The 25,706-nt window shown below is 59.4% G+C and carries 25 protein-coding genes and 4 pseudogenes; 11 read left to right on the forward strand and 18 right to left on the reverse strand.

Annotated features, from left to right (window positions below; genetic code table 11):
* The first annotated feature begins 67 nt into the window (after window positions 1-67).
* From ACT9T4_RS15460 to ACT9T4_RS15475, 4 genes are all read left to right on the forward strand, one after another.
* Complete coding sequence (locus ACT9T4_RS15460) at window positions 68-961, forward strand: LysR family transcriptional regulator (RefSeq protein ID WP_042555114.1); 894 nt, start codon at window positions 68-70, stop codon at window positions 959-961.
* 235 nt (window positions 962-1,196) lie between these two features.
* Window positions 1,197-2,186, forward strand: a complete 990-nt coding sequence (locus ACT9T4_RS15465) for an aldo/keto reductase (RefSeq protein ID WP_042555342.1) — start codon at window positions 1,197-1,199, stop codon at window positions 2,184-2,186.
* A gap of 16 nt (window positions 2,187-2,202) precedes the next feature.
* A complete protein-coding gene (locus tag ACT9T4_RS15470; RefSeq protein ID WP_499117798.1) occupies window positions 2,203-2,796 on the forward strand; it encodes a flavodoxin in 594 nt (197 codons plus the stop codon).
* Between the two features lie 37 nt (window positions 2,797-2,833).
* Window positions 2,834-3,340: a (R)-mandelonitrile lyase gene (locus tag ACT9T4_RS15475; RefSeq protein WP_042555112.1), complete on the forward strand. Its 507-nt coding sequence runs from the start codon at window positions 2,834-2,836 to the stop codon at window positions 3,338-3,340.
* Window positions 3,341-3,389: 49 nt separating this feature from the next.
* Here ACT9T4_RS15475 and ACT9T4_RS15480 read toward each other — a convergent pair whose 3' ends face one another.
* A complete protein-coding gene (locus tag ACT9T4_RS15480) occupies window positions 3,390-4,514 on the reverse strand; it encodes a metallophosphoesterase (RefSeq protein WP_499117799.1) in 1,125 nt (374 codons plus the stop codon).
* 319 nt (window positions 4,515-4,833) lie between these two features.
* Window positions 4,834-5,112, reverse strand: a complete 279-nt coding sequence (locus ACT9T4_RS15485) for a hypothetical protein (RefSeq protein ID WP_499117800.1) — start codon at window positions 5,110-5,112, stop codon at window positions 4,834-4,836.
* Between ACT9T4_RS15485 and ACT9T4_RS15490 the strand changes: the two genes are divergently transcribed.
* Complete coding sequence (locus ACT9T4_RS15490) at window positions 5,111-6,367, forward strand: OprD family porin (protein WP_499117802.1); 1,257 nt, start codon at window positions 5,111-5,113, stop codon at window positions 6,365-6,367. The genes ACT9T4_RS15485 and ACT9T4_RS15490 overlap by 2 nt on opposite strands.
* Window positions 6,368-6,438: 71 nt before the next feature.
* Here the strand turns inward: ACT9T4_RS15490 and ACT9T4_RS15495 are convergent, their stop codons facing one another.
* The 10 genes and pseudogenes from ACT9T4_RS15495 to ACT9T4_RS15540 form a co-directional block, all read right to left on the reverse strand.
* The gene (locus ACT9T4_RS15495) at window positions 6,439-6,984 is read right to left on the reverse strand and encodes a nucleotidyltransferase family protein (RefSeq protein WP_499117804.1); all 546 of its coding nucleotides are present in this window, start codon (window positions 6,982-6,984) and stop codon (window positions 6,439-6,441) included.
* Window positions 6,985-6,986: 2 nt separating this feature from the next.
* On the reverse strand, window positions 6,987-7,955 hold the full coding sequence (locus ACT9T4_RS15500) for an XdhC family protein (protein ID WP_499117806.1): 969 nt from the start codon (window positions 7,953-7,955) through the stop codon (window positions 6,987-6,989).
* A 74-nt stretch (window positions 7,956-8,029) separates the two neighbouring features.
* Entirely contained in the window at window positions 8,030-10,252 is a 2,223-nt protein-coding gene (locus ACT9T4_RS15505) for a xanthine dehydrogenase family protein molybdopterin-binding subunit (protein WP_042555107.1), read from the reverse strand.
* A 167-nt stretch (window positions 10,253-10,419) separates the two neighbouring features.
* Window positions 10,420-11,403, reverse strand: a complete 984-nt coding sequence (locus ACT9T4_RS15510) for an FAD binding domain-containing protein (protein WP_042555106.1) — start codon at window positions 11,401-11,403, stop codon at window positions 10,420-10,422.
* Window positions 11,403-12,086, reverse strand: coding sequence for a (2Fe-2S)-binding protein (locus ACT9T4_RS15515; RefSeq protein WP_499117835.1), 684 nt, complete (start codon window positions 12,084-12,086; stop codon window positions 11,403-11,405). Before ACT9T4_RS15515 ends, ACT9T4_RS15510 begins: the two co-directional genes overlap by 1 nt.
* Window positions 12,087-12,779: 693 nt before the next feature.
* Window positions 12,780-13,103, reverse strand: a complete 324-nt coding sequence (locus ACT9T4_RS15520) for a hypothetical protein (protein WP_042555105.1) — start codon at window positions 13,101-13,103, stop codon at window positions 12,780-12,782.
* Between the two features lie 106 nt (window positions 13,104-13,209).
* Window positions 13,210-13,599 (reverse strand): response regulator, encoded by a 390-nt coding sequence (locus ACT9T4_RS15525; protein WP_042555104.1) that lies wholly within the window; start codon window positions 13,597-13,599, stop codon window positions 13,210-13,212.
* 139 nt (window positions 13,600-13,738) lie between these two features.
* Window positions 13,739-14,605, reverse strand: a complete 867-nt coding sequence (locus ACT9T4_RS15530) for a methyl-accepting chemotaxis protein (protein ID WP_499117837.1) — start codon at window positions 14,603-14,605, stop codon at window positions 13,739-13,741.
* A pseudogene (locus ACT9T4_RS15535) lies at window positions 14,600-15,583 on the reverse strand (nitrate- and nitrite sensing domain-containing protein); the annotation flags it as partial. The gene ACT9T4_RS15530 and the pseudogene ACT9T4_RS15535, both read right to left, overlap by 6 nt.
* Window positions 15,584-15,949: 366 nt before the next feature.
* On the reverse strand, window positions 15,950-16,354 hold the full coding sequence (locus tag ACT9T4_RS15540) for a GFA family protein (protein WP_499117809.1): 405 nt from the start codon (window positions 16,352-16,354) through the stop codon (window positions 15,950-15,952).
* An 87-nt stretch (window positions 16,355-16,441) separates the two neighbouring features.
* Here ACT9T4_RS15540 and ACT9T4_RS15545 point away from each other — a divergent pair, with 87 nt between their 5' ends.
* From ACT9T4_RS15545 to ACT9T4_RS15565, 5 genes and pseudogenes are all read left to right on the forward strand, one after another.
* Window positions 16,442-17,356 (forward strand): AEC family transporter, encoded by a 915-nt coding sequence (locus ACT9T4_RS15545; protein ID WP_499117811.1) that lies wholly within the window; start codon window positions 16,442-16,444, stop codon window positions 17,354-17,356.
* Between the two features lie 307 nt (window positions 17,357-17,663).
* The gene (locus ACT9T4_RS15550; RefSeq protein ID WP_042555100.1) at window positions 17,664-18,968 is read left to right on the forward strand and encodes a CitMHS family transporter; all 1,305 of its coding nucleotides are present in this window, start codon (window positions 17,664-17,666) and stop codon (window positions 18,966-18,968) included.
* Between the two features lie 158 nt (window positions 18,969-19,126).
* Window positions 19,127-19,900 carry a TerC family protein gene (locus ACT9T4_RS15555; protein WP_042555099.1) on the forward strand — a complete coding sequence of 258 codons (774 nt, stop codon included), beginning with the start codon at window positions 19,127-19,129 and terminating at the stop codon, window positions 19,898-19,900.
* A gap of 519 nt (window positions 19,901-20,419) precedes the next feature.
* Complete coding sequence (locus tag ACT9T4_RS15560) at window positions 20,420-20,695, forward strand: hypothetical protein (protein WP_231570199.1); 276 nt, start codon at window positions 20,420-20,422, stop codon at window positions 20,693-20,695.
* Window positions 20,696-20,799: 104 nt separating this feature from the next.
* Window positions 20,800-20,907: pseudogene (locus ACT9T4_RS15565) on the forward strand (IS5/IS1182 family transposase); the annotation flags it as partial.
* 187 nt (window positions 20,908-21,094) lie between these two features.
* Here ACT9T4_RS15565 and ACT9T4_RS15570 read toward each other — a convergent pair.
* From ACT9T4_RS15570 to ACT9T4_RS15585, 4 genes are all read right to left on the reverse strand, one after another.
* Window positions 21,095-21,448, reverse strand: a complete 354-nt coding sequence (locus tag ACT9T4_RS15570; protein WP_499117814.1) for a hypothetical protein — start codon at window positions 21,446-21,448, stop codon at window positions 21,095-21,097.
* Window positions 21,449-21,792: 344 nt separating this feature from the next.
* The gene (locus ACT9T4_RS15575; RefSeq protein WP_499117816.1) at window positions 21,793-22,278 is read right to left on the reverse strand and encodes a pentapeptide repeat-containing protein; all 486 of its coding nucleotides are present in this window, start codon (window positions 22,276-22,278) and stop codon (window positions 21,793-21,795) included.
* Between the two features lie 102 nt (window positions 22,279-22,380).
* Window positions 22,381-22,836: a hypothetical protein gene (locus tag ACT9T4_RS15580; RefSeq protein WP_179537480.1), complete on the reverse strand. Its 456-nt coding sequence runs from the start codon at window positions 22,834-22,836 to the stop codon at window positions 22,381-22,383.
* 165 nt (window positions 22,837-23,001) lie between these two features.
* Window positions 23,002-23,244, reverse strand: coding sequence for a hypothetical protein (locus tag ACT9T4_RS15585; protein ID WP_156152751.1), 243 nt, complete (start codon window positions 23,242-23,244; stop codon window positions 23,002-23,004).
* A 326-nt stretch (window positions 23,245-23,570) separates the two neighbouring features.
* On the opposite strand from ACT9T4_RS15585, the pseudogene ACT9T4_RS15590 reads away from it, so the two are divergent.
* Window positions 23,571-23,990, forward strand: a pseudogene (locus tag ACT9T4_RS15590) (IS4 family transposase); the annotation flags it as partial.
* Window positions 23,991-24,728: 738 nt separating this feature from the next.
* On the opposite strand, the pseudogene ACT9T4_RS15595 reads toward ACT9T4_RS15590, so the two are convergent.
* Together ACT9T4_RS15595 and ACT9T4_RS15600 are read right to left on the reverse strand one after the other, a co-directional pair.
* Window positions 24,729-25,128: pseudogene (locus ACT9T4_RS15595) on the reverse strand (transposase); the annotation flags it as partial.
* Window positions 25,129-25,141: 13 nt separating this feature from the next.
* Window positions 25,142-25,648, reverse strand: a complete 507-nt coding sequence (locus ACT9T4_RS15600) for an immunity protein RhsI2 family protein (RefSeq protein ID WP_499117818.1) — start codon at window positions 25,646-25,648, stop codon at window positions 25,142-25,144.
* Window positions 25,649-25,706: the final 58 nt, after the last annotated feature.

A 25,706-nucleotide genomic window follows, 5' to 3' on the forward strand; every position in this document is an offset into this window, starting at 1 on the left:
GAACGAGACGCCCATGACCTGCTTATGATGCTGCGCTGAACATCCTCCTCCCGAGCCCGAATCGTAGATGCCCAGAGAAAATTTCAACGACCTGCAGGCCTTCGTGGTCATTGCCCGGGAGGGCAGTTTTACCCGCGGCGCAGCGCACCTCGGCGTTTCCCAGTCGGCGCTCAGTCACACCATCCGCAGCCTGGAAACACGTCTCGGCGTTCGCCTGCTGACCCGTACCACGCGCAGCCTGGCACTCACCGAAGCCGGTGAGCGGCTCTACGCCACGGTGGCTCCGCGCCTCGAAGAGATCGAGGCGGAGCTCAGCGCTGTCAGCGAGTTTCGTGACAAGCCGGTCGGCACGCTGCGTATCACCACCTCCGAACACGCCGCCAACAACATCCTCTGGCCCAAGTTGCACAAGGTGCTTGGCGACTACCCGGATATCAAGGTGGAGATCACCGTCGACTACGCCCTCACCGATATCGTGGCGCAGCGATACGACGCGGGTGTGCGCCTCGGCGATCAGGTGGCCAAGGACATGATCGCCGTGCCGATCGGCCCGACCCTGCGCATGGCGGTGGTCGCCTCGCCGGAGTACTTCACCCGCTACGAGGTCCCCCTCACTCCTGCGGACCTGGCCCGGCACTGCTGCATCAACCTGCGTCTGCCGACCTACGGTGGCCTGCTGCAGTGGGATTTCGAGAAAGACGGCCATGAAGTGAAGGCCCGCGTCGAGGGCCAGTGGACCTTCAACAGCAGCACGCCGGTACTGCGCGCTGCCATCGCTGGCTGCGGGCTGGCCTTCCTGCCCGACGACATGGTGCAGGAGCAGTTGGCCGACGGCAGTCTGCTGCGCGTGCTGGAGGACTGGTGCGAGCCGTTCGCCGGCTACCACCTGTATTACCCGAACCGCCGCCAGTACTCCCGCGCCCTCGGCGTGATCATCGATGCGTTGCGACACCCAGGCTGAGTAACGACAGGCCCACCTCTGCCCTGCCCACCGCGAGCGAGATCGGCGTCGCACATGAACTTGTGAGCAAGACTCATGAAACCATCCGATCATTTCATGATTTCTTCTCATGACAGCATGCCGACTTTGCTACCTAGTGCTGCCCTCAGCCGCTGACTAAGGTGAGTCAGGCTTATTCGATCCCGCTGCGCTCGATACCAGAAAGCAGCGGCCGAACCTGACGGGAGAAGTGCAGATGCAAACACGCCAACTCGGCAACAGCGGTCTCGACGTCTCGGCCATCGGCCTTGGCTGCATGGGGCTGAGCCACGGTTACGGACCGGCAACCGATCGCAATCAGGCGATAGCGCTGATCCGCGCCGCTGCGGATCGCGGCGTGACCTTCTTCGATACCGCCGAAGTCTACGGGCCGTTCACCAACGAGGACGTGCTTGGCGAAGCCCTGGCGCCCATGCGCGATCAGGTGGTGATCGCCAGCAAGTTCGGTTTCACCTTCGGCGACGACGGCAAGCAGCAGATACTCGACAGCCAGCCACGGCAGATTCGCCTGGCCGTTGAGGGCTCGCTCAAGCGCCTGCGCACCGAACGTATCGACCTGCTTTACCAGCATCGCGTCGACCCGCAGGTGCCCATCGAAGAGGTCGCCGGTACCGTCGCCGAGCTGATTGCCGAGGGCAAGGTCCTGCACTTCGGCCTGTCCGAAGCCGGCGCGAGTACCATCCGCCGCGCCCATGCCGTGCAGCCGCTCGCTGCGCTGCAGAGCGAATACTCGTTGTGGTGGCGCGAGCCCGAGCAGGAAATCCTGCCGCTGCTCGAAGAGCTGGGCATCGGCTTCGTGCCCTTCAGCCCGCTGGGCAAGGGCTTTCTCACCGGCGCGATCAAATCGGGGCAGCAGTTCGGCAGTGACGATTTCCGCAGCCAGGTGCCGCGCTTCGAAGCCAGCGCACTGGACGCCAATCAGCTACTGGTCGAGCTGCTGCAGGAAATCGCCAGGGACAAGGGGGCGACACCGGCACAGGTGGCGATTGCCTGGCTGCTGGCGCGCAAACCCTGGATAGTGCCGATTCCCGGCACCACCAAACTGGCACGGCTGGAAGAAAACCTGGCTGCCGCATCGCTCACCTTCGATGCCGCCGAGATGACCCGGATCAACAATGCGGTCGAACAGATCCCGGTTGCCGGCAATCGCTATCCAGCGGCGCTGCAGGCGAGGGTCGGTCGATGACGGCCGGGCATCGCACATGAGCGATACTCACGACCCACTGCGCCGCACGCTGCTCGCCGCGCTCGCCAGCGCGCCCTTTCTCGCTGGCGCCAGCCCGGCCACCAGGGGTGCAGAGATGCAGCGCCAGGGCTCGCGCCTGCTGGTGGCGTACTTCTCGCGCAGCGGTAATACCCGCGTCATCGCTGGCCTGCTGCAGCGCACGCTGAGTACCGACCTGCTGGAGATCCAGCCGGCCACCCCCTATCCCGAGGACTACCTGCAGACCGTCGAGCAGGCCCGTCAGGAGCGCAGCAGTGGCTATCGACCAGCGCTCGCCTCCACGGAAGTGAATCTCGCCTCGTACGACACGCTGCTGCTGGGCTTTCCGATCTGGGGCGGCAGTACACCAGCGGTGATCCGTTCCTTTCTGGCCGCCCACGACCTTTCCGGCAAAACCCTGATTCCGTTCGTCACCCATGGCGGCCATGGGCTGGGGGACAGCGAATCGATCCTCGTCAGCCATGCCAGAGGTGCGCGGGTACTCGAAGGCTTCAGCCTGGAAGCCGATCAGGAGCGCCGCACCATGGAGCGCGTCAACCGCTGGCTCGACACCGCCGGGATCAGCGGCTGAAACGCCCTCACCCATTCATCGATTGAGGAGATACGACATGAGTGCACGTCGAACCAGAGCGTTGGTAACAGCTGCCGCGCTATCGGTGGGCAGCCTCAGCGCAGACGCGCAGGAAGCGACCGATATCCGCATCGCACGAGCTGGCGAGCAGCCGTCCGTGCAGGTACCCGCCGAATACTTCACCGGTAACGTCCGCCTGGATGCGCCGTTCAAGGGCAGCGATGCCGCGCGGGTCAGTGGCGGCACGGTCACCTTCGAACCCGGTGCACGCACCGCCTGGCACAGCCACCCACTCGGGCAGACGCTGATCGTGGTCAGCGGCGTGGGCTATGTGCAGAACTGGAATGGTCCGCGGCGGGAAATCCGCCCAGGCGATACCGTGTGGATCGCGCCGGGGGTCAAACATTGGCATGGCGCGACCGCCACCACGGCGATGAGCCACATCGCCATTGCCGAAGAGTTGGACGGCAAGGTCGCCGAGTGGATGGAAAAGGTCTCGGACGAGCAGTACGCGACGCCGCCACAAGCCACTTCTGCGCAGTAGGGCAAGGCAGCGAGCCGTCGATAGCGACGGCTCGCTCACTCGCTTGAAGCTACCCCTTGGCCGCACGCAAGGTGATTCGGGTGATCTCCGACGGTTTGCCCAGGCGCAGCGGAAAGCCATTCCACAGCCCGGCGCCATTGCTGACGTACAGACGCATATCACCCACCGTGTACAGCCCGGACACGTAGCCCTCGTTGAATGCCTGAGTGACCCAGTGCATACCCAGTACCTGACCACCGTGGGTGTGACCGGACAACTGCAGATCGGCACCGACCAGGGCATTGCCCGACGCCGCCAGTGGCCGATGGCTGAGCAGGATCACCGCCGCCTCCTGAGGCACCCCGGCGAGTGCGGCCTCGATGTCGGGCAGCGGCTGGCCGAAGCGGCTGGCGGCCGGATCGGTGATGCCGGCCAGCACCAGGCTGGCACCCGCGTCCTCGATGGTCACGTGCTCGTTGAGCAGCATGGGCAGCCCCAGGGATTCGAAGTGGCCAAGCCAGTTCTGATATTCGGCGTAGTACTCGTGGTTGCCGGGAATCGCGTACACGCCAAGCCGCGCACGCAGATCACGCAGCGGCTCGACATCCTGCTCGCGGGCAGCGACGGTGCCATCCACCAGATCGCCTGTGATCAGCATCAGATCCGGCTGCAACGCGTTGGCCTTGGCGACGACTGCTTCCATCCACGGGCGCTGCAGAAGTCGGCTGGCGTGCAGATCGGTGAGCTGCACCAACTGCAGGCCATCCAGTTCGGACGGCAACTGGGCCAGCTCGATCTCGACGTCGCGCACATCCGGCACCCGCACCGCCTGCCAGACGCCAAAGGCCGACAGCAACATGGCGGCCGCCCCAACGCCTGCCCGTAAACCCGGCGCCTTGGCGGCACGGCCGACGGCGCCAGCCCGAGCGAAGACCAGCGCAGTGAAATCCAGCACCAGCAGCACCAGCGCGCTGACGATCAGCGCACCGAATGCCCAGCCCAATAACATCAGTACCTCGCCCGGAATTTCCGGGGAAGCCATGCTACCGAAGAAGCTGCGGGTAATCAGATGGTGCTCGGCAACCAGCAGGATCAGCACGCCCAACAGAGCTTTGACGGGGCGCGACCAACGCTGGATGCAGATCATTCGCCAGAATACATAGAGGGCTATGAGGCCCGTGATCAGGTGAAACACGGTTTATCTCGCTTGTTCAGAAGGTGAATCGGCTGCGGCCTCATGTGACCTCGACAGCACAACGGGGTGCCGCTTTTTCCTGTAAGCCTTTGCGACAGGATTAATCAAACAGACTCTCTATAAAGATAAAAGCGGCGCAAATAAAGTATCAACAAACGAATACCCTCATGAGCAGCAGTCATCAATAACAATATCCAACTGTCAATACCGCGACCTAGCATGAATCAGCACCAACTGTATTGCCCATTCCAATGAGAAACAGCACAAAGCAAACTTCCGTATTAATTCACCCACTTTTCTGCGGGCAAAAAAAACCGCCTCATGATGAGGCGGAAACCAAAGGATGATGAACTGGAGAGACCACCGGCTTCTCTCGAAAGCCAATGGTTATGAGTTCATCACCCCGAATGTTATAGGCAAACACCTGCTGCTCAGCATCATTTGCATCGATAGTAATAATCGACTCCTGTGGTTGGCTCGCGCCCCTGCGCCAATGATAACTATCGCACTGCCTCGATATATCCAGGCGAATAATAATTATGTTTATGGAATGGTGAATCAACACTTCAACACCTGCCAATCGATTAGGAGCATCCATGTTCAAGCACAAGAAACTCGCACTCGTCTGTGCGTGCCTGGCAGCAGGCATTCCACTGGCCCAGGCCAGTGAACAATCCGAATCCAACGGGTTCATCGCCGACAGCAGCCTGAAACTGCTGTTGCGCAATGCGTACTTCAACCGCGACTTCAAGAACAGCGCCCCCGATGCCAAGGTATGGGGCCAGGGCTTCATCACCACCTTCGAGTCCGGCTTCACACAGGGCACAGTGGGTGTCGGTGTCGACGCCTTCGGCCTGCTCGGCGTCAAGCTCGACAGCGGTCGCGGCCGCAATTACAGCGCCTTCTTCGACACCGACGGCGATGGCCGCCCGGTCGACGATCTTTCCCAGGCGGGCGCGGCGGTCAAGCTGCGCTTCTCCAACACGGTGGTCCGTTACGGCAACCAGTTCCCGTCCTTGCCAGTACTCGCCCATGACGACAGCCGTCTGCTGCCGCAATCGTTCACCGGCACGCTGGTCACCAGCAACGAAGTGCAGGGCCTCGAACTGAACGCCGGTCGCTTCACCGCCGACAGCCCGATGGGCGACCCGGCGCGGGACCCGAACCGCCTGAAGAACATCGATGTGCTGGGTGGCAGCTACGCCTTCACCGACAACCTGAGCGCCGCGCTGTATCACTCGGATGTGGAAGACGTTTACGAGAAGTACTACGCCAACCTCAACTACACCACGGCGCTGAGCGATAACCAGGCGCTCAACTTCGATTTCAACCTGTACCGCACCGACTACGACGACAACTCAGCCGCAGCGCTGGATTTCGGCGGCGACGGGCGCAACGACCGCAACACCATCTGGAGCCTCGCGGCGAAATACAGCGTCGGCTACCACGCCTTCATCATCGCCCATCAGAGAAACACCGGCGACGCCGGCTATGCCTATGACTACGGCGATGGCGGCAGCAGCGTCTACCTGGCCAACTCCTACTACTCGGACTTCAACCTGAAGGATGAACGCTCCTGGCAAGCCAGCTACGAGCTGGACTTCGCCGGCTATGGCGTACCGGGCCTGCGTTACAAGTTCGCCTATGTGCGTGGCGACAACATCGACACCGGCGGCGACAAGGAAGGCACGGAGCGCGAGCTGTTCAACCAGGTCAGCTATACCGTGCAGAACGGTGCGGTCAAAGACCTCTCCGTGCGCCTGCGCAATTCCATCTACCGCTCCAGCAATGACGTAGGCCCGGACCTCAACGAGATTCGCGCCTTCGTCGAATACCCGCTGAGCATTCTGTAAGGCAGCCGCAAGGCGAACGACGACCCGCAGGTCGTCGTTCGTCGATCACCTTTGCCGGCCTGCACGACGCCCTATTCGAGCAGCCGGCGCACGCGCTGCAGGTCCTCGAGGGTATCGATGTCCGTGAGAATGCCCGGATCATCGAGCGGCAGTTGCAGCGCGCGCCCCGCAGCACGGTAACGCTGCACGACGGATACGGCACCTGCCTCGCCGCTGAGCGCGATCAGCTCGTCGAAGCACTCGCGAGCGAACCCCACCGGATGGCCTTTGGCGCCATCGAAGACCGGCACCACCACGGCACTCTCCGCCAGGGCAGCGGCCACACTGCGGATGCTCTGTGCGCTCACCAGCGGCAGATCGCCCGGCAGCACCAGCCAGCCCGAAGCACCTGCGGTGGCCCGCACGCCTTCGGCAATCGAATCGGCCATGCCGTCTCCACGTGCGCTACACACCAGGTGAACGGCGAGCTCGGCGCGTTCGACCGCCGCCAGCACATGGTCGAGAACCGGCTTGCCGTGCAGATCGGCGTGCAGCTTGTTCGACGTCCCCCCGGAGGCCCGGAAGCGCGAGCCGCGACCCGCCGCCAGCACGATCACCACGGGAGCGTTCGAGAGCATGGCTACAGCGCCCCCCGGTCGATGCCGTTGGCGACCCTGAGCACATCGGCCATGGTCGCCAGGGCGATTTCCGCCGGCGACTTGCTGCCCAGTTGCAAACCGATTGGCGCGTGAATCCGCTGCATCTCGTCAGGCGTCAGGCCGCCCAGACGGGCCAGCCGCTCCAGGCGCTTGCCACTGGTGCGTTGCGAGCCCATGGCACCGATGTAGAAGGCATCGGTACGCACGGCTTCGATAAGCGTCAGATCGTCCATGCGCGGATCATGGGTCAAGGCCAGCACCGCGGTGGCGCGGTGGGCGCCCTGCTCGGCGATGAAACGGGCCGGCAGCAGTTCGAGCACCTGCATGTCTGGCAGGCTCACCTCGGCGATCACCTCGGGCCGCGGATCGCAGAGGATCACCTCGTAACCGAGGGACAGCGCAAAGCTGGCGCAGAACTCGGCGACCGGCGACCACCCCGCCAGGATTACCCGCAGCACGGCCCCCATGCGGATCGACACATGTTCCTCGCCGCGCTGGATCTTCGTATCGCTCATGCTGCCCGGCCGGCACTCGCCGACCCCATTGCCCAGCGGCACATCGCGGATCAGCAGTTCACCGCCGCCGAGTGCATGCTCGACCTGCGCCAGCATCGCCCCGGCAGCCGCGCCCGGCTCGATGTACTCGACCAGCACATCCAGCACACCGCCACAGGGCAAGGCACGGGTCGGCGTCAATCCGCCTTCGCCGTAGCGCACCACCTGATTGCGCGTGGCGAACGAACCGCCCGCCACGCGCTCGAGAAAATCTTCCTCCACGCAGCCGCCGGACAGCGACCCGCAGAATGAACCACATGGCAACGCCACCAGCATCGCGCCGGGTGCACGGGGGGCGGAACCAAAGGTCGACAGTACGGTGCACAACCAGATCGGTTGCCCTTCCGCCAACCAGGCACGCGCCTGCTGAACGACCTGCAGGTCAAGTTGCTTCATCTACACCACCTCACCACATCAACCAGGCAACGCAGGCCGCCGCTTGGCAGCCTGCGCTCGTTCACGACCCCACCTTAACGGGTGGCCATCAGTTTTTCCTTGGTGATGGGCAGGCTGCGAATGCGCCGCCCCGTGGCGTGATACACCGCGTTGGCGACGGCGGCAGCCAGCCCTGTCACACCGATCTCGCCAATGCCGCGGGCACCGAATTCGCCAAGTTGGTAATCCGGGTAGTCGAGCAACAGCACGTCGATATCCGGCTGATCACCATGCACCGGCACCATGTATTCGGCGAAGTTATTGTTCACCGGCAGGCCATTGCGCGGGTCATGCTCGGCCGCCTCGAACAGCGCCATGCCGATGCCCATGATGATCGCGCCCTCGACCTGATTGCGCGCCGCCAGTGGGTTGACCACCTTGCCGACGTCGATGGCGCTGACCACCCGGGCAACCCGCAGACGCGAGATGCCCGGGTCCCAGCGCACTTCGACGAAGTGCACGCCAAAGGAACGGAAGGAGTACTTGTCGTTCTCCGAGGCACCGCTGTGGTAAGTCGCCTCGGCCCGTGACAGACGCTGACGGGTCAGTACATCGGCAAAGCTGGCATTCACGCCGCCCTTGCTCAGTTGCCCGTTTTCCCCCAGTTCGATGCTCTGTGGGTCCTGGCCAGCGAAAGGACCGTCGTTCATCACCGCATACTCGCGCAACGTGTCCAGCGCCTGGCGAGTCGCGCCGGCGACGGCAGGCATCAGGCTGGCCGTCACCCAGGAACCGCCGGACAGGGCGCCGGGCGGGAACGACGAATTGCCCAGTTGCACCTCGACGCGATCCATCGGCAAGCCGGTCAGTTCAGCGACCGTCTGCGCGATGATCGTGTAGGTGCCGGTGCCGATGTCCTGCAGGCCGCACTGCACCAGCGCGCGACCATCGGCGCGGAGGATCACCCGCGCATCGGTCGCCACCTGGAAAGCCTCCCAGTTGCAGGCGCCCACCCCGTAACCGATCAGTTCGTCACCCTCGCGCATGGCGCCGACTGCCGCATCGCGCTGGTGCCAGCCAAAGCGCTCGGCAGCCTTCTCGATGGCTTCCGGCAGATGGTTGCTGGACCACGGCAGGTTGGTGCTTTCGTCTTTGCTGGCCAGGTTGTTCTGACGGAACACCAGCGGATCGACGCCGCTGGCCAGGGCGATCTCATCGATGGCCGACTCCAGGGCGAACAACCCGGGGGCCGCTCCGGGTGCGCGCATGGAGGTCGGCGTACCGCGATTCACCTGGCCCATGCTGTGGCTGACCAGCACGTTAGGGCAGGAATACAGACTCTTGGTCACCCCGCCGCAGGTCTCGGTGTAGTTATCCAGGGTCGAGGTGCTGTTGTAGGACTCGTGACGGATGGACACCAGTCTGCCTTCGCCATTGGTAGCCAGGCGCATGCGCTGGCGAGTTTCCGGGCGGTGGCCGACGGTGGTGAACATCTGCTCGCGCGGCAGCATCAGTTGCACCGGCCGCTTGGTAACCCTGGCAGCCGCGCAGGCGGCGATGGAGTGCGGCCATGGCCACAGCTTGGCGCCGAAACCGGAGCCGATGTAAGGCGCCAGTACCTCGACCTGATCGGTGGACAGGTCGAAGACATTGGCCAGCACGTTGCGGTGGTTGACCACCCCCTGGCTGCTTTCATAGACGAACAGACGACCATCGCGCCAATGGGCGGTGGTGGCATGCATCTCCATGGGATTGTGGGTTTCCACCGGCGTGGTGTAGGTGACGTCGATGCGATGCGCCGCCTGCTGAAACCCCGCTTCGGGATCACCACGTTCGTGACCGCCACCACCGGCACGGGCACCGCGGGTACGCAATGCGTCGTCGAGGCTGTTGATCGACTCGTCCGCCTGGTAATCGACATTCACCTGATAGGCCGCTGCCCTCGCCTGCTCGAAACTCTCGGCCACCACCAGAGCGACGAACTGCCCTGGGTAATAGACCCGGTCGTCCTCGAAGGGCAGCCGGTGCTCGTCCACCTTGCTGGCGGTGAGGATGTTCTTGATCAGGTTCTTGGCGCCACTGGGCGTGCGATGCAGGCGCGGGAAATTGCCATGGTGCAGCACCTCGACGACACCGGGCATGCGCCGCGCCTGCTCGTCGTGAACCGCCAAAATTCGCCCGCTGGAAATGCTGCTGTAAACGCCATAGGCGTAAAGCTGACCGTCCAGATGATGATCCGCGGCATACAACGCCGCGCCACTGACCTTCTGACGACCTTCTACGCGCCGCTGTGCGACGCCGATGATTTTATCGCTCATGAAAAGCTCCTGAAGAGCCTTTTCACGATCTAGCGAGCTAGAGCCATACAAGGCCTAGGCGGCCCCAAAAAAATAAGCGAGGAAGCGGAGTTTACGGCTGTAAATGAGCATTCCGAGCTTGTTTTCAACGCAGTAGGGCCGACGCGCAGCAGATCGTGAATAAGGGTCTAAGTCGTAAGGTCGCGCAGGTTGCGCATAACCACCTGCTGCCCCAGTGGAATCTTGAAGGCGTTGTGCTCGTAAGCCCGCGCCCCTTTGACCGCCAGTTCCGCCACCCGGGCGAAGGTCTCCGGGGTGGCCCGCTGACCGATCAACGCCCGCTCGGCTTCCGTGGCGCGCCACGGCTTGCTGCCCAGGCCACCGAGGGCGACGCGGGCATCGGCGATTCGCTGCCCGTCGAGCACCAGAATGATCGCGCTGGAGGCCAGAGCGAACTGATACGAGGCGCGGTCGCGCAGCTTGAGGTAGGCGGAACGACTGCCGGCAAGCGGCGCGTCCAGGGTCACGTGGGTGATCAGCTCACCGCGCTCCAGCGCATGTTCGCGCCAGGGTGTCGCACCGGGCAGCAGATGGAAGTCGCCGAAGGGGATTTGCCGCTCACCCGCGGCGCCGTGCACGGTGACCTGTGCACCGATAGCGGCAATTGCCACGCACATGTCCGACGGGTGCGTGGCGATGCAGTGCTCGCTGGTTCCCAGCACTGCGTGCACGCTGCGATTGAGCCCGCCGATGGCCGCGCAGCCCGAGCCGGGCTCACGCTTGTTGCAGGCTGAAGTACCGTCGCGGAAGTAATTGCAGCGCACCCGCTGCATGACGTTGCCGGCGGTGGTCGCCTTGTTGCGCAACTGCGTCGAGGCGCCGGCCAGAAGGGCCTGGGACAGCACCGGATAGTGCTCACGCACCAGCGGGTGATTGGCCAGATCGGTGTTGCTGACCAGCGCGCCGACGCGCAGCCGGCCATCGGCCAGACGCTCGACCTGCTTCAATTGCAGGTGATTGATGTCGACGATCTGCTCGGGCTTCATCACGTCCAGCTTGACCAGATCGAGCAGCGTGGTGCCGCCTGCGAGGTAAGAGCGTGGTTCGTCGCCGGTCATCGAGCCGATGGCGTGTGCAGGCGACTCGGCACGCACGAAATTGAAAGTACGCATCAGACCGCCCCTCCCATCTTCGACCGCGCGGACTGCACCGCGCTGAGGATGTTCTTGTAGGCGCCGCAGCGACAAATGTTGCCACTCATGGCTTCGCGAACGCTGGCGTCGTCACTGGGGATGTTCGGGTCCTTGAGAATCGCCACGGCGCTCATGATCTGCCCGGACGTGCAGTAGCCGCACTGATAGGCGTCGTGCTCCCAGAAGGCCTCCTGTACCGGGTGCAGGGTGTCGCCCTGGGCCAGGCCTTCGATGGTGGTGATGCTGTCGCCGTCATGCTGCACCGCGAGGGACAGGCAGGAATTGATCGCCACGTCGTTGACCAGCAGGGTGCAGGCGCCGCATTGACCGTAATCACAGCCCTTCTTGGTGCCGGTCAGTTGCAGGCGGTCACGCAATACATCGAGCAATACCGCATTGGCCGGTACGTTCAGCGCGTGCACCTGACCATTGACGACCAGCCGGATACGCTGCTCGCCGACGCCGGGCGCCGATTTGTCCTCGATACCGGGTAGCGCATTCTGGACGGTCGCCAGGGCGCTGTCGGGAATCAGCCCGGACAGCGTCGCCGCGGCGATGCCAGAGGCACCGAACTTGAGAAAACTACGCCGCGTTGGCGATACCGCCAATGCGGCCGGATCCACTTCAACCACCGGGCTGTGCAACGTCTTGCGATCTTTCATCACGGTCACCTCAAGGTCGCTCATGTCGGCAAACCGCTGAACATCGGCGGCTGCCACGACTCATTTCGTTTTATCGCCACTGCACCAGGCATTGAACTTGGTAGCTGCGGCTCTCACTTCGGTTCACTGTTTTTAGTGTCCGGGACAATAAAGACATCCAGCATCGGCACACAACAGCGAGTGCCCATCCCACCAACGACAGGGCATTCGCGAATACGAACGTATTCGTATAAGCAAGGGCGATATACGAACGACCGTTGAAGCTAGCAGCTATCGGCCCGGGTGATTAGTGGCGAATGGCTGCAAGACCTGATGAATGAGGCTCATGAATGGCTGACACCCAACGGGGCCGCGATTATTCGCAGATTAATAAAGAAAGTTCTTTATATGCCTGACACATGAAGAAGCAACTGCAGGGAGCAGGCAACGGCACTGGAGAAACTTGCCCATGGACAAACTTGCCTATTACCGCGTGAGCCTGCTGATAGTTGCAGCAAGCACCGACACTCCAACCCCGCTATCAGGTATTCATGAACGGCAGGAAGTTGCTTGAAGTTGCCTAAACATGTAATCGACCGAATTACGGCATTGCGCCATCCGGAAAGATGCTGAAGTCAGGGCATGGCAGTATCGAAGGGATGAAGCATCCAGAACCGCAACGCAATCGCCTCACGGTTCTGGCAACGCGGCAGATTACACGTACGCCTGACGCGCCGTACCGCGTGGCAGCCGGTTGCGACCGGGAATCTGCTCGAGCTTCTGCCGCCATGCCTCGCGCACGCTCAGCGCAGCCTTGGGCTCAGGTTGCTTGACCGGCGCCTTGGCCGCACGGGCAGCTGCACGCAGCTCGGCCAGGGTCGGCGTGCGGTTGACCGCCGCGGCTGGGGCAGCCTCCTTCTCGAGCGAGCGCAGGCACAGCTTGCAGGAAACCTGCGCCTGATCCTGGGTGGCGCTGAGGCTCGAACCGGTGCGGCCACAAGCGACAGCATCAGGGGAAGGCGAGTAGTGAATGGCCAACGTGACATCTCCAGCAGTAAAACGGGGCGGCGATTTTACATATCCGCCGACCTTTCTGTGCAGTCAGATGAGAGAAGTCTTGTTCAGCGAGGTGCCCTGGGGGCGATCAAACCGGCTGAATGCCAGCCTGAGGTGCTTTCTCGGGAGTCATCGCCGCGCACATGGCGAGAAGCTGGTTGACCGTCCACGGCTTGGGGATCACCGCCACGTTGAGGCCTTCGAAATCGGTGGTCCCTTCCAGGAAGCCGGAAGAGATGATGATCGGCAGATCCGGAAAACGGTCGCGGATCAGGTGGGCGAGAAAGATACCGTCGATATCGCCGGGCATGCTGAAGTCGGTCAGCACCATCTGCACCTGACCGTCGCTGCTGGACAGGAACTCCCAGGCATCGTCGGCACAGGGGAAGGCTTTCACCTGGTGACCTTCGTCTTCGAAGATCTCCACGAGGAGCTCTCTGATGGAGCGTTCGTCTTCGGCTATGACTATCAGTGGCATCGCATGGATCCGGGCAGTAGGAGTCAGGCTCTGACCAGCGGCCATGAGCAAGATTTCATAAATATACACGGCTGCCGACTGGCGGCAGCAGCGCCAGCGATACCGCAGCCTGCCAGGCAGGCCGCGGTGTCGCGCCGCGTCACTCGAGGCGGAAACGGTTCACCAGTTTCTGCTGGTGCTCGGCCAGTCGCGCCAGCTCCTGACTGGTGGCTGCGGTCTGCTCGGCACCGGAGCTGACCTGAATGGCGACGTCGTTGATCTCGACCACGTTGCGGTTGATGTCCTCGGCGACCGCGCTCTGTTCCTCGGCGGCCGTGGCGATCTGCATATTGCGGTCGTTGATGCCGGCCACCCCGGCGGCGATCTCGGCCAGCAGGTCACCTGCACGCTCGATGTTGGCCGCCCCGGCCCGGGCCTTGCCGAGGGTCTCCTCCATGGAATGGGTGGCAAGATCCGAGCCTTTCTGCAGATTGGCGATCATCTCCTGAATATTGCCGGTGGACTCCTGGGTCTTCTGCGCCAGGGTCCGTACTTCGGAGGCGACCACAGCGAAGCCGCGACCGTGATCGCCGGCCCGCGCCGCTTCGATGGCCGCGTTGAGGGCCAGCAGGTTGGTCTGATCGGCGATCCCGCGGATCACGTCGAGCACGGTGGAGATCGAATCGCTCTCGTGCTTCAGATCGCCAATGATCCGCGCGGTCTCGTCGGCCTGGGTGGAGAGCTCACGAATGACCGCCACGGTACGCTCGATTTCCTTGCGCCCCTGGGTGGTGCTGAGGTTCACCTGACGGGACATTTCCGCGGCATCGCTGGTGCTCTGCGCCACGTCGCGGACCGTCGCGCTCATCTCGTTGATCGCCGTGACCACCAGCTCGGTGCCCAGGCGCTGCCGCTCCAGGCTGTTGCTGGTCTGCAGGGTCACCGCTGAGGACTCTTCGGCTGCGGTGGCCACCTGCGCGGTGGCGGAACCGATCTCGCGGACGATCTGCGCCAGCTCTTCGGCCATGCGGTTGAGGTTGCGGGTGATTTCGCCGAACTCGTCCTTGCCCTGATAGGCCGAGCGTGCAGTCAGATCGCGCTGCGAAAGGGCCAGCAGCGCGGTGTTTGCCTCACGCACGGCGAAGTTGATGTTGTTGATGATCAGGTAGGACAGCACGGTCACCACCGCCAGCGCTGCCAGCACGGCGATCACCGTCATCCACAGTAGGCCGGCGGCCTTGTCGCGTGCCTGGGCGGCCAGGGTGCCGACGTTCTGGCCCAGTTCGGTCTCCACTTCGCCCATCAGGTCGATGCGGTTGGTGGAGGTCTGGAACCAGTCGGTGGCCTTGACGCCAAGCGACTCGCCAAGGGGCGTTTCGAATGCCAGCTTCTGCAGGCGCGCCACTTCCAGCCCACTGGGCTGCTGGAGCTTTTCGTCGAGCTTGGCCACGAAATCCGCCGAGGCATTGCGGCGAAAGCCTTCCGAGTACGCGGAGAACTCGCCAAGGTTACGGCTGAAGGTAGAGAGCAGATCGGCGTCGAAACGGTCCTGGTTGAATACCACGCCGAGCATGGCACGCTCGCGCCCGGCCCGTTCCTTCATCTCGATGAACTGGGTGAGCGATGACAGTGCGCGGGCCAGCGAGGGGTCATCGACACTGCGCTCGAGGCCGTGGGTGTAGCCGATCAGCGTGCGGATGATGGCCGTGTAACGCGCACCCGACTCACGGTTGTCGATCGCCAGCTTGTCGACCTGCCCGCGGGTCGCATCCAGGCCACTCAACGCAGCGAGGGCTTCATCGAGCTGTGCCCCGGAGCTGCCGGACAGCGCACGCACTTCGCCCAGCGCCGTGTCGGTCTGCCCGCGCATGCGCTGCAGAACGTCCTGCATGCTCTTGCCCTTGCTGCCGAGGAACACCCCACTGGCCCCCCGCTCACGCTGTACCACGGTAATCAACTGGCTGACTTTCTGTGCGGCGGCGCTGGCTTCCTGGGTTCGATCCATCTCTTCCAGCGTCTGATAGCTCCCCACCACCTGCAACGCGGCCAACCAGAGAAAACCGAGTACCGGACAGGCGAGGATCAGCAACAGCTTTAGGCTCAACGGGATATTTCTGAGCACGGTGTAGTACCTATTTCATCTGCTTCACCGGTATTCCCTGGCAAAGCGAAAACAATTGCCTGCGGTCGCGCTTTTTATCGACGGCGCGTTGAGCAGGAGGAGGCGCATGAAAATGCGGCACACAGAAGCGTTTGGAAAAGGCAGATGAAGTGTTCATCGGCGCGCCCCGGACATTCTTTAGGCGATATCGGCGGCACCGTCAGCGATAGTCGAGAGGCGGCCGGGACAGCACGCTGCCTGCAGTTCAGGTCAATCGATGCGCTCCTGCGTCTCCTGCGGCAAGTGCGTATCCACCTGCAGCCAGGGCAGCCGACTCTGGGTCCAGATATGCCGGTCAGCCGGTGCCAGCGCTGGGTCATCCAGTGTCGCGACGGTCACATCCATGGTTTGCGGACTCAGGGTAGTGAACAGCGCCAGGTGCGCGCCGCAGGCAGAGCAGAAATGTCGCGTGCAGGTCGCCGAAGAGGCGTAGCGCGCGGGCTCATCCTGCAGCCAGGTGAAGTGCTGCAGCGGCACGGTGATCCAGGTGACCAGAATGCCGCCGGTGCTGCGCCTGCAGATGGAGCAGTGACAATGGGCGATATCGCGCAATGGTGCCTGGAACCGATAACGCACCGCGCCGCACTGGCAACCACCCTCGTGTAGCTCGCTCATGGTTCTCTCCTGACGTGCGTGGGTATCCAGCTTGCCTGATCGTGCGGCACTGGCGAAGATGCACGCTCACCACCACCGGGGGCTCCCGTGACCGAACTGCTTCTGGCCCTCTGGCCACTCTTCGCCTTGATCGTCGGCGGTTACGAACTGCGTCGCCGCGGTTTTCCCAGTGAAGCCTTCTGGCCCGGCGCCGAACGCCTCAACTACTTCATCCTGTTCCCTGCCCTGCTGTTCAACAGCCTGGCCACCGCGCCACTGGACAACCCGCAGTTGCCGCGGCTGGCGCTGGCGGTGCTGCTCGGCCTGGGTATCGCCTGGCTGGTGCTGCTGATCGTACGACGCCTGCAAGGCTGGCCAGCGTCGCGCTTCGGCGCGTTCAGCCAGGGCATTCTGCGCTTCAATACCTACCTGGGCCTGGCAGCGGTGGGCAGCCTGTTCGGCCAGCCGGGCCTGACCCTGGCAGCACTGATGCTGGCGCTGATGGTGCCGGCCGTCAACGTGCTGTCGGTGTGGTCGCTGACCGCCGAGCGCGGCGTCAGCGTACGCAGCCTGCTGCTGCCGATCATCCGCAACCCGCTGATCCTCGCCTGCCTGGCCGGAGCCCTGGTCAACCTCAGCGGCCTGGGCTTGCCGGGCGGCAGCGACCGCCTGCTCAGCCTGCTCGCTGCCGCCAGCCTGCCCCTGGGCCTGCTGTGCGTCGGTGCGGCGCTGAAACCGGAACAACTGGGTGGTGAGGTTCCGGCTCTGGCCTGGAACAGCCTGCTGCGTCTGTTACTGATGCCACTGCTGGCCTTCGCTGTCGCCTACTTTCTGCAGTTGCCGGCCATGGAAAGCACCGTGCTGGTGCTGTTCTTCGCCCTGCCCACCGCGCCCACTTCCTACGTGCTCACCCGCCAGTTGGGCGGTGATGGAAACCTGATGGCCGGCATCATCACCCTGCAGCATCTGCTGGCCGCCGCCTCGCTGGTCGGCGTCCTTTATCTGCTCGAGCATCTGCTCTAGCGGGCGGCCAGTGCGGGCTTGCCAACCTGCACCGGCATCTGCGAAAACACCTGACGCAACGAAAATTACCTGCATTTGGCGAAAGCTGGCTGAAAGGTTCGTGCTCTAGCATCCGCCCACTGACCGACAAAGATCGGTCGATGAGCTGCCGCCAGAGAGGCCCGCAGCTGCCGTCAACAAGAACAAAACAGGTGATTAACCATGCTCCGCCCTAGTTCTCCACGCCTGCTGCACCCCCTCCGTTCGCCCCGTCGCTAACGCTGACCGCCTTTTCGCACCGTAGCCGAATCACGTCCGGAGAATCTCCATGCTGACTTTCCTTGGCTTTGCCATGGTTTCGACTTTCATGTACCTGATCATGAGCAAACGCCTGTCGGCGCTCATCGCTCTGATCATCATCCCGATCATCTTCGCCCTGATCGGCGGGTTCGCCGCCCAGATCGGTCCGATGATGCTCGAAGGCATCAGCAAGCTCGCCCCAACCGGCGTGATGCTGATGTTCGCCATCCTCTACTTCGCCATCATGATCGACTCGGGCCTGTTCGATCCGCCCGTGCGCCTGATCCTCAAGCTGGTCAAGGGTGACCCGCTGAAGGTCGCTGTCGGCACCGTGGCCCTGGCGCTGATCGTTTCCCTGGATGGCGACGGTTCGACCACCTACATGATCTGCGTCGGCGCCATGCTGCCGCTGTACAGCCGTCTGAAGATGAGCCCGACCATCATGGCCGGCCTGATCATCATGGCTGGCGGCATCATGAACATGACCCCATGGGGCGGCCCGACCGCTCGCGCAGCCAGCGCCCTGCACGTCGACCCATCGGACGTATTCGTACCGATGATTCCGGGCATGATCGTGGGTGCCATCGTGCTGTTCGGCGTTGCCTACTACTATGGTCTGCGTGAGCGCAAGCGCCTGGGCGTGCTGCAACTGCCGGAAGGCAAGATCACCCAGGACGAGATCAGCGTTTCGCAGTTCCCGGAAGCTCGTCGTCCCAAGCTGATTCTGATCAACGCCCTGCTAACCGTGATCCTGATGACCACGCTGATCGCCGGCCTGCTGCCGATGCCCGTGCTGTTCATGATCGCCTTCAGTATCGCCATGATCATCAACTACCCGTGCCTGCAACAGCAGAAGGACCGCATCTCCGCCCATGCCGGTAACGTGCTGGCGGTGGTCGGCCTGATCTTCGCTGCCGGCATCTTCACCGGCATCCTGACCGGTACCGGCATGGTCGACGCCATGTCGAAGAGCCTGCTGGCCGTGATCCCCGATGCACTGGGCCCACACCTGGCGGTGATCACCGCACTGGTGAGCCTGCCGTTCACCTTCTTCATGTCCAACGACGCCTTCTATTACGGCATCCTGCCGGTACTCAACCAGGCGGCATCGGGCTACGGCATCAGCGCCGTGGAGATGGCCCGTGCGTCCATCGTTGGTCAGCCGGTGCACCTGCTCAGCCCGTTGGTTCCCTCGACCTACCTGCTGATCGGCCTGGCGAAGATCGAATTCGGTGACCTGCAGCGCTTCACCCTGAAATGGGCAGTCCTGATCTGCATGGCCATCCTGGCTGCAGCCCTGGTACTGGGCGTGTTTCCACTATTCGGTAGCTAGCGGATCAGTCGACGTTTCAGCGCAAACTGCGGTGTGCTGAAACGTCGATAGCCCTCGATGCACACATTTTGACGAAATTTTCACACGACTAGCGCTAGAATTCGGCACCCTGGCCGCGTTTTCGCGCTAGTCGTCCACTCACTCGCAAGGAACATCTAATGGAATGGCTGACCAACCCGGAAATCTGGGTTGCCTTCTTGACCCTGACTGCCCTGGAAATCGTCCTGGGCATCGACAACATCATCATGATCGCAATTCTGGTCAGCCGCATGCCGCAGCACCTGCAAGCGCGCACTCGCTTCTTCGGCCTGGCCCTGGCGATGGTTACGCGCATCCTGCTGCTGCTGTCCATCACCTGGATCATGCGCCTGACCGCTGACCTGTTCTTCATCTTCGGCCAGGGTATTTCCGGTCGTGACCTGATCCTGTTCTTCGGTGGCCTGTTCCTGCTCTGGAAGAGCAGCAGCGAGATCTATCACAGCCTGGAAGGCGAAGAAGATAACGTGGAAGCGCCCAAGGGCGCGGCCAAGCACTTCATCGGCACCATCATTCAGATCGCCATCATCGACATCGTGTTCTCTCTGGATTCGGTGATCACCGCGGTCGGCATGGTTTCCCATGTACCGGTCATGGTCGCGGCCATCGTCGTTGCCGTCATCGTGATGATGATCTGCGCCGGCACCATCAGCGACTTCATCGAGAAACACCCGAGCCTGAAGATTCTCGCCCTGTCGTTCCTCATCGTGGTCGGCACCGTGCTGATCGCCGAGAGCTTCGAAGTCCACGTACCGAAAGGCTACGTCTACTTCGCCATGGCCTTCTCGCTGGGCGTTGAAGCCCTGAACATCCGCCTGCGTAACGCCCGCCGCCGCAAGGAAGGCCTGGACGACGTAGAACCGGTGAAACTGCGCAAGGACGTTCCTGGGCAGTGATCGGCTCACGCTGATGCAATGAAAAACGGGGCCTTTCAAGGCCCCGTTTTTTTATGCCTGCTCGATGGGCCCGGTACCCGGAAGAGCACCTGCCTGACAAACTCGCTGGCGTTAACCCGAGACACGGCATGCCCCGCTCCACCACGCCGCAGCTTGAACGAGCTCACCGGATTGCACTGCAACCGTCGCCACGCTAATCTGCCCACGTCGCTGCCTATTCAGCGACCGGGTTTGGCGACCCGATCAGCAAAAGGCGCACAGGCGCCCATATCTCCATTGCAGGCGCTTTTTTGTGCCCGTAGCAATGCAGTGTTATGGCGGCCGTGCGTGGGAGACCTTCGGGTCTGCCGGGCTCCTTTGTCCCCGGTTCGCCAACCTGCGTACGGCTGCCACCCATAATCGTTTGGCGACGGTTCGTGGCAGCTTCATTGACAAAGGAGTACCACCCCATGAAGCAGACTCACGCCTCGAATTTTTCCGCAAACTGCGCTTTTGATTACGAGAAAGGAGGCCAGCATCATGACTGACCTTCTCCCGCTATCCAGCAACCCGAGCAGCACGCCCGTACTGCTGATCGATACCAGCCGCTCCTACATTGACCTGCAGGAAAGCGCCGAACAACGCCTTGGCGCGGTTCGCGGCCTGCTGCAGAGCCTCGCGCTCATGAACATCACCCTGGCGGATGCCAAGGACCTGCGCTACCTCTGCGAAGCCGCGTACCTGCTGACCGAGGACGCCTATGATCTGGCCAGAGCCGCCCACCATGCGGCAATGCGCGAGGGGCGCCAACACTGAGAAGGGATGGACGAAAAACGGGGCCTGGAAACAGGCCCCATTTACGTCTGACGCCGGGCACGCCGCTGTTCATGAATGGCAGCGTGAAGGCAGGGACCGATGCGCGTATTGAGCGGACCACCGCACAGACTCAATTCCAGGCCGAGCATCCGTTTCGAGTGATCAGGCACCAGTGTGATTACACCAAGGTGCGCTTTCGCGGCTTGGTGCAACCAAGCTCAGGTGCTGGGGTAGATTTGTGGGGATTCCTCAGGCTCGGTATTAGCCCCCCCATTAGCCATCGCATACTCTGCGTGTTCTACATAGTGATCATATCAAGAAGAGCTTTTTGCCTGACAATATTCTTACCTTCACACAGAACTCCCAGTATACAGCCATGAATTTTACATGCACTCCAAGTTACTCAACCGTCAAGAACTTCCTCCAGCCCAACAAGGCTTTCTCAAAATCATCAATTGCCAAAAGCAAGAAGCATCCCTCTTCATACAGCGAATATATCTTCGCAATCTCACCATCAAGTTCCACTCCCCAGCTGTCGCGATCCCAATCACAACTATCAATATTTCCAGACTTTACTTGCGCAATTCTCCACAGACCTTCATCTAGCCAGCCTATGGTGCTTCCATATTTACGTCCACCACTATCCATTAACAAACATGCTAAAAAATCTACTCCTTCACGGCCTACCAAATCGGACTGACAGTTAGGTTCACGAACGTCACCATCACCGCACCAGAAAAAGTTTATCTTCATAAATCTAGCACCTACATTTTTGGATATACTGTTGTTTCGGCAAGATATTAGGGTAAGGTATTAAGGGACAGACCACGATTCACTCAAAGATCGAGAATAATCGTGGTCTTTTCCCTATTACTTATTCAGCTCGCGGACCTCCAGCTGGGCAGGCGCTTGATCGTAGCTGGCCTGACTCATCCAGGTGGGCCGCCTGGATGACCTCTCTAGGGTGATTAGGTAATCGCGTATGCCAAAGCGCTCGCCTCGCCGGAAGTCGGTACTCCTTCGGCGAGCACCATATTTTTCGAACACATCTTCAATGCCTCTGCGCGGCAATGCGCAGAGAAAAAAACAGACAACGCTTAGGTTTTTTTCTTTAACAAACCGTGTTCATCGGGGTTGAAATTTTTTGGCCATATAGTTTTACTATCATATAATGCCCCGTGAAGCTTACATTGATCCAGTCCGGAGACACTAAAGTCGGCACCAGATAATTCTGCACCGCGAAAGTCTCCTCCTTCCACATTGGAATTTTTAAGACTTGCTAAGCTAAAGTCTGTTTCAGTGAAATCAGAATACATAAGTAACGATTCAGAAAGATCACTCCCCCTCATTCTAGACCCCGTTAATACCGCATTAATCAAAGAAACCCCCTTCATTTTTGAATCATTTAACACAGAGCAATAAAAAACAGAACCCCTTAAATCACAACCGGTAAAATCTGCTTTACTAAAATCCAAATATTCAAATACAGCGCGATGAAAATTAATACCTTTAAGATCAGCACCAACAAAGCTATCAATAGAAAGCTCAAGGGAATCGCCCGTCTCAAACCTCACAGTAATCATCTGTTATCCCATTCCAATAGAAAAGGAGACAGATTTATTTAATCTTAACCACCCGAAAAATAAATCAGTCCGCTTTCCGCTTGCCCCCTTTTCCTGCTACGTTTAAAGAATCAAGCGTTTCAGGCCCTCACAAAAGCTCTTGAAATCAGAAACCTCAACAACAGTCTCTAATCCAAAATATGTATTAGAAGACGCCTCATCTGCCTTACCACAATTAAACAATATAATTATAGAAAAATACCCATCAGAAATATCTACCACTTCACCATCTAAGAACTGTATCTGAATATCACTCTCCAAAGGAACATAAGAAAGTGACTGCGCATATTCACCAAGGATCAATCCTCGCACATGGTTATCGAACTCAGCAACCAACCTCTCTATATCTTTACTGTACAGTCTACAAGCAAAATCCCCCTGTAAGAACCTAGAAAAATCCTTAGCCAAAGCACAGGAAATCCTGAAGTCAAAAAAACCTTCATCGTTACACACTTTGACAGGCGAAAACATTAAGCACCCAGCTTCTGTCTGAAAAACAATATCTGAAAAATTATTCATTTTAAAAAGGCAAATCCTCCCAGCCTTGGTTACGAGCCATTTTCGCTACTTCTTGCTTTGTGAAATTGGGTATTAGGGGGCAGACCACGATTCACTCAAAGATCGATAAATAATCGTGGCCTGCCCCCTATTACTATTTTCCCCTATTACTACTTTCTTATGCTTTCAACAGCCTTTCTTTTTATATCTATCAAATATGATACACGCACAAGTAATCAATGCAATTAAGCCACCAACCTTCAACCCTAGCTCGCCTGCTCTGACAGCTTCCTTTATAAAATCGAAATGGTTGATTCCCAAATAATAAGAAACAGCAAAAATACGAGCAACATAGATCGTCGCAAACACTCCGGCAATATAAAATACTGGTATAAAAAAAATAAACCCATACTTTCTTATCATTTTCATCTACCACCACCTGCTGTTGATTCTGCCACGCCACCCACTTCTTTTGCCACAACAGAGCCTAACACGGCATTGAGAACCGACTTAATATTACCCATAGACCGCCCACCAAAAACTGCTGCTGCCTCAGCCATTTTCCACCCTGCAGCGCTACCCACAGAAGCACCCGCCATAGAGGCACCAGGGCTTTCTCCTTTAAGAGTCTTATAAACGTACTCCCCTCCCACATTCGTCATGATAGTAACTGGCAAATTTTTTCCTTAGGTCAACCCTCCAATTAAAGAGGCCTTGCCAACACTCACCAAATCCACCGATCCGGTTTTTAAGACAGATGGCACGTCGAGCTGGACCTACGCAACCTCAAGAGCACCATGGGACTGGAAATGCTGAGCTGCAAAACGGCCGCTATGGCAGTGAAGGAGCTTTGGGTTTATCTATTGGCGCACAACTTGATCCGACTGCTCATGGTGCAATCGGCATCAATCGCGGATTGTTTACCACGCCGACTGAGTTTCAAGCACACCCTGCAACTGTGGCTTGCCTGGCGGCAATTTGAGGATTCGGATATTGACGGGCGCCTTCACCAGTTACTGATGCTCATCGCCCAGCAGCGTGTAGGTAGCCGGCCTGGGCGAGTGGAGCCGCGAGCACTCAAACGAAGGCCAAGACCCTATCCACTACTGACCCAAGCGCGCCAAGTGGAACGCACGGAAGTTCAGAAAAAGGGACATCCAAGGAGGGCTAAGTAAGTGCCATTCAAATCTGTCCCTTTTTTCCAAGCTATGGCGGCAAATAGCCAAGTGGCTCACTTTACCAAAATCAAGAATTGCTACTGCTGACTCCGCGCTCGAAAGCCGAAGCAATCATCACCTCGGTGATATCTACACACGATAATAACCCTGCTAAAGTCGCCCCTATCCTTTCAAAGATAACCTCACTAGAGGAAGCATCTCCAAATGCCGCACAGCGTATATATATCTTTAAAAAACTCCGTACGCCATCGCAGACCAACCCTCTCTCGAGACCTCTGATCGAGGCTTCTTCGTATTCGGAAGGGAGCCCAAAATGCCCATATTCAAACGGGCTAACTAAAGATTCTTTATAAATTTCATTTAAAATAGATTTTCTTGTAAGCCTAACCTGGATCCCAGACTCGACAGAACATCGCCGAAAAGTTATGCCTAGGAGCCCGTACATACAGCGCGCGCCGTGTGGAATCATTACCTCGAGTACAAAGCAATCATTTCCAGAACCGGACCCACAGATTCCTTGCTCATCAATACCTGTAAAAAACTCATTTTCCCAGAAACGAAAACGACCTAATCCATCTAGCCTCCCAGAAATCATCTTTTGTCACTCCAAAATCTCAGCCAGTTACCGTTAAAATAACCAGGCTGTTCTTTATTTAACCTATCTATCACTTCTGGATGGTAAACACTGAATGGCGAAACCTGATACTTTTTGAGAGCCTGACCATGAGCCACACTACGTAGCTCTATCCGTTGCCCCTGAACTCTCTCTATTTCATCCACAAAACGAGCACTACCGGTTAACTGCCCTCTCTGAAGTGCAGTCCGGATCAGTTCAATTTCACTTGACGTTACAGCTCGGCGCATGAACTCCATATAACGAATACGACGCCTTTCAGGTATCGCCAAGTGCGATGACGCAAGGGTCAATATCCAACCAATCACTGCCCGCTTGATCAGTGGTGCGCATCTGGTAACTCGACTAGGGGAAGTCGGCGGCCTCGGCAACCATACGGGCCCGAACCGGGTTTAACTCGATATAGCGGCAGCAGACAAGTAAGTAGGCGTCTGACTCGACCACACTGGATTTGTAACGGCTCTCCCAGAGCAATAAAGTTAGTCTGTCCCTTTTCCTTGTTTAGCTTAGCTGATCAGGTAGAAAATAAATCTGTCGACTTATCCGAAAAACCCAACGACACCGCCACCTCAAGTGCAACTTTGGCATAATTTATATTACCATCCGGGCCTGGCTGCTTTTTCATCTCATCAAGCGCATATACAGTTTGTAACTTACAGCCAACTCGAAACAATTCAACATCAGAGCTTTCATTTACGTATATACCAATGTCAATCACTGAGCCGTCTTCCACCAACAACTCAACAGTGTTGTTTTCTGCTTTATTATCCTGACCAGCCGCGTAGGCGCGAACAATAATCCCAGAAAAGAAAAGGAGCGGTATATTTCCGAGATAAATATTATCCCACCACTCCTGAGACCCATACAACCCATACTTACCTTTAAGCCCCAGCAGAGGCCTGCCAGAATTCAAAGTTAACGCTTGAGCAGCGGCAACGCGGGCTGGATCTTTCTGTAACTCTTTCCAGTGCGAATAGACGACTTTCATTTGACGATGTGCGCCATCATTCTTTAACAACATCACTACTTACCTTTACGCACGGCTTTAGGGGACAGACCACAACTCACTCAAAGATCGA

It is taken from the genome of Pseudomonas sp. SZ40 (assembly GCF_052958135.1).

Coding starts and splice junctions, on each gene's coding strand:
- ACT9T4_RS15495 (WP_499117804.1), bottom strand. CDS start 6,984: ATGCTCTCGAACGCTCCCGTGGTGATCGTGCTGGCGGCGGGTCGCGGC.
- ACT9T4_RS15580 (WP_179537480.1), bottom strand. CDS start 22,836: ATGAATAATTTTTCAGATATTGTTTTTCAGACAGAAGCTGGGTGCTTA.
- ACT9T4_RS15560 (WP_231570199.1), top strand. CDS start 20,420: ATGACTGACCTTCTCCCGCTATCCAGCAACCCGAGCAGCACGCCCGTA.
- ACT9T4_RS15555 (WP_042555099.1), top strand. CDS start 19,127: ATGGAATGGCTGACCAACCCGGAAATCTGGGTTGCCTTCTTGACCCTG.
- ACT9T4_RS15530 (WP_499117837.1), bottom strand. CDS start 14,605: ATGGCCGAAGAGCTGGCGCAGATCGTCCGCGAGATCGGTTCCGCCACC.
- ACT9T4_RS15460 (WP_042555114.1), top strand. CDS start 68: ATGCCCAGAGAAAATTTCAACGACCTGCAGGCCTTCGTGGTCATTGCC.
- ACT9T4_RS15550 (WP_042555100.1), top strand. CDS start 17,664: ATGCTGACTTTCCTTGGCTTTGCCATGGTTTCGACTTTCATGTACCTG.
- ACT9T4_RS15515 (WP_499117835.1), bottom strand. CDS start 12,086: ATGAAAGATCGCAAGACGTTGCACAGCCCGGTGGTTGAAGTGGATCCG.
- ACT9T4_RS15485 (WP_499117800.1), bottom strand. CDS start 5,112: ATGGATGCTCCTAATCGATTGGCAGGTGTTGAAGTGTTGATTCACCAT.
- ACT9T4_RS15600 (WP_499117818.1), bottom strand. CDS start 25,648: ATGTTGTTAAAGAATGATGGCGCACATCGTCAAATGAAAGTCGTCTAT.
- ACT9T4_RS15525 (WP_042555104.1), bottom strand. CDS start 13,599: ATGCCACTGATAGTCATAGCCGAAGACGAACGCTCCATCAGAGAGCTC.
- ACT9T4_RS15475 (WP_042555112.1), top strand. CDS start 2,834: ATGAGTGCACGTCGAACCAGAGCGTTGGTAACAGCTGCCGCGCTATCG.
- ACT9T4_RS15470 (WP_499117798.1), top strand. CDS start 2,203: ATGAGCGATACTCACGACCCACTGCGCCGCACGCTGCTCGCCGCGCTC.
- ACT9T4_RS15510 (WP_042555106.1), bottom strand. CDS start 11,403: ATGCGTACTTTCAATTTCGTGCGTGCCGAGTCGCCTGCACACGCCATC.
- ACT9T4_RS15540 (WP_499117809.1), bottom strand. CDS start 16,354: ATGAGCGAGCTACACGAGGGTGGTTGCCAGTGCGGCGCGGTGCGTTAT.
- ACT9T4_RS15505 (WP_042555107.1), bottom strand. CDS start 10,252: ATGAGCGATAAAATCATCGGCGTCGCACAGCGGCGCGTAGAAGGTCGT.
- ACT9T4_RS15570 (WP_499117814.1), bottom strand. CDS start 21,448: ATGAAGATAAACTTTTTCTGGTGCGGTGATGGTGACGTTCGTGAACCT.
- ACT9T4_RS15465 (WP_042555342.1), top strand. CDS start 1,197: ATGCAAACACGCCAACTCGGCAACAGCGGTCTCGACGTCTCGGCCATC.
- ACT9T4_RS15585 (WP_156152751.1), bottom strand. CDS start 23,244: ATGAAAATGATAAGAAAGTATGGGTTTATTTTTTTTATACCAGTATTT.
- ACT9T4_RS15575 (WP_499117816.1), bottom strand. CDS start 22,278: ATGATTACTGTGAGGTTTGAGACGGGCGATTCCCTTGAGCTTTCTATT.
- ACT9T4_RS15490 (WP_499117802.1), top strand. CDS start 5,111: ATGTTCAAGCACAAGAAACTCGCACTCGTCTGTGCGTGCCTGGCAGCA.
- ACT9T4_RS15500 (WP_499117806.1), bottom strand. CDS start 7,955: ATGAAGCAACTTGACCTGCAGGTCGTTCAGCAGGCGCGTGCCTGGTTG.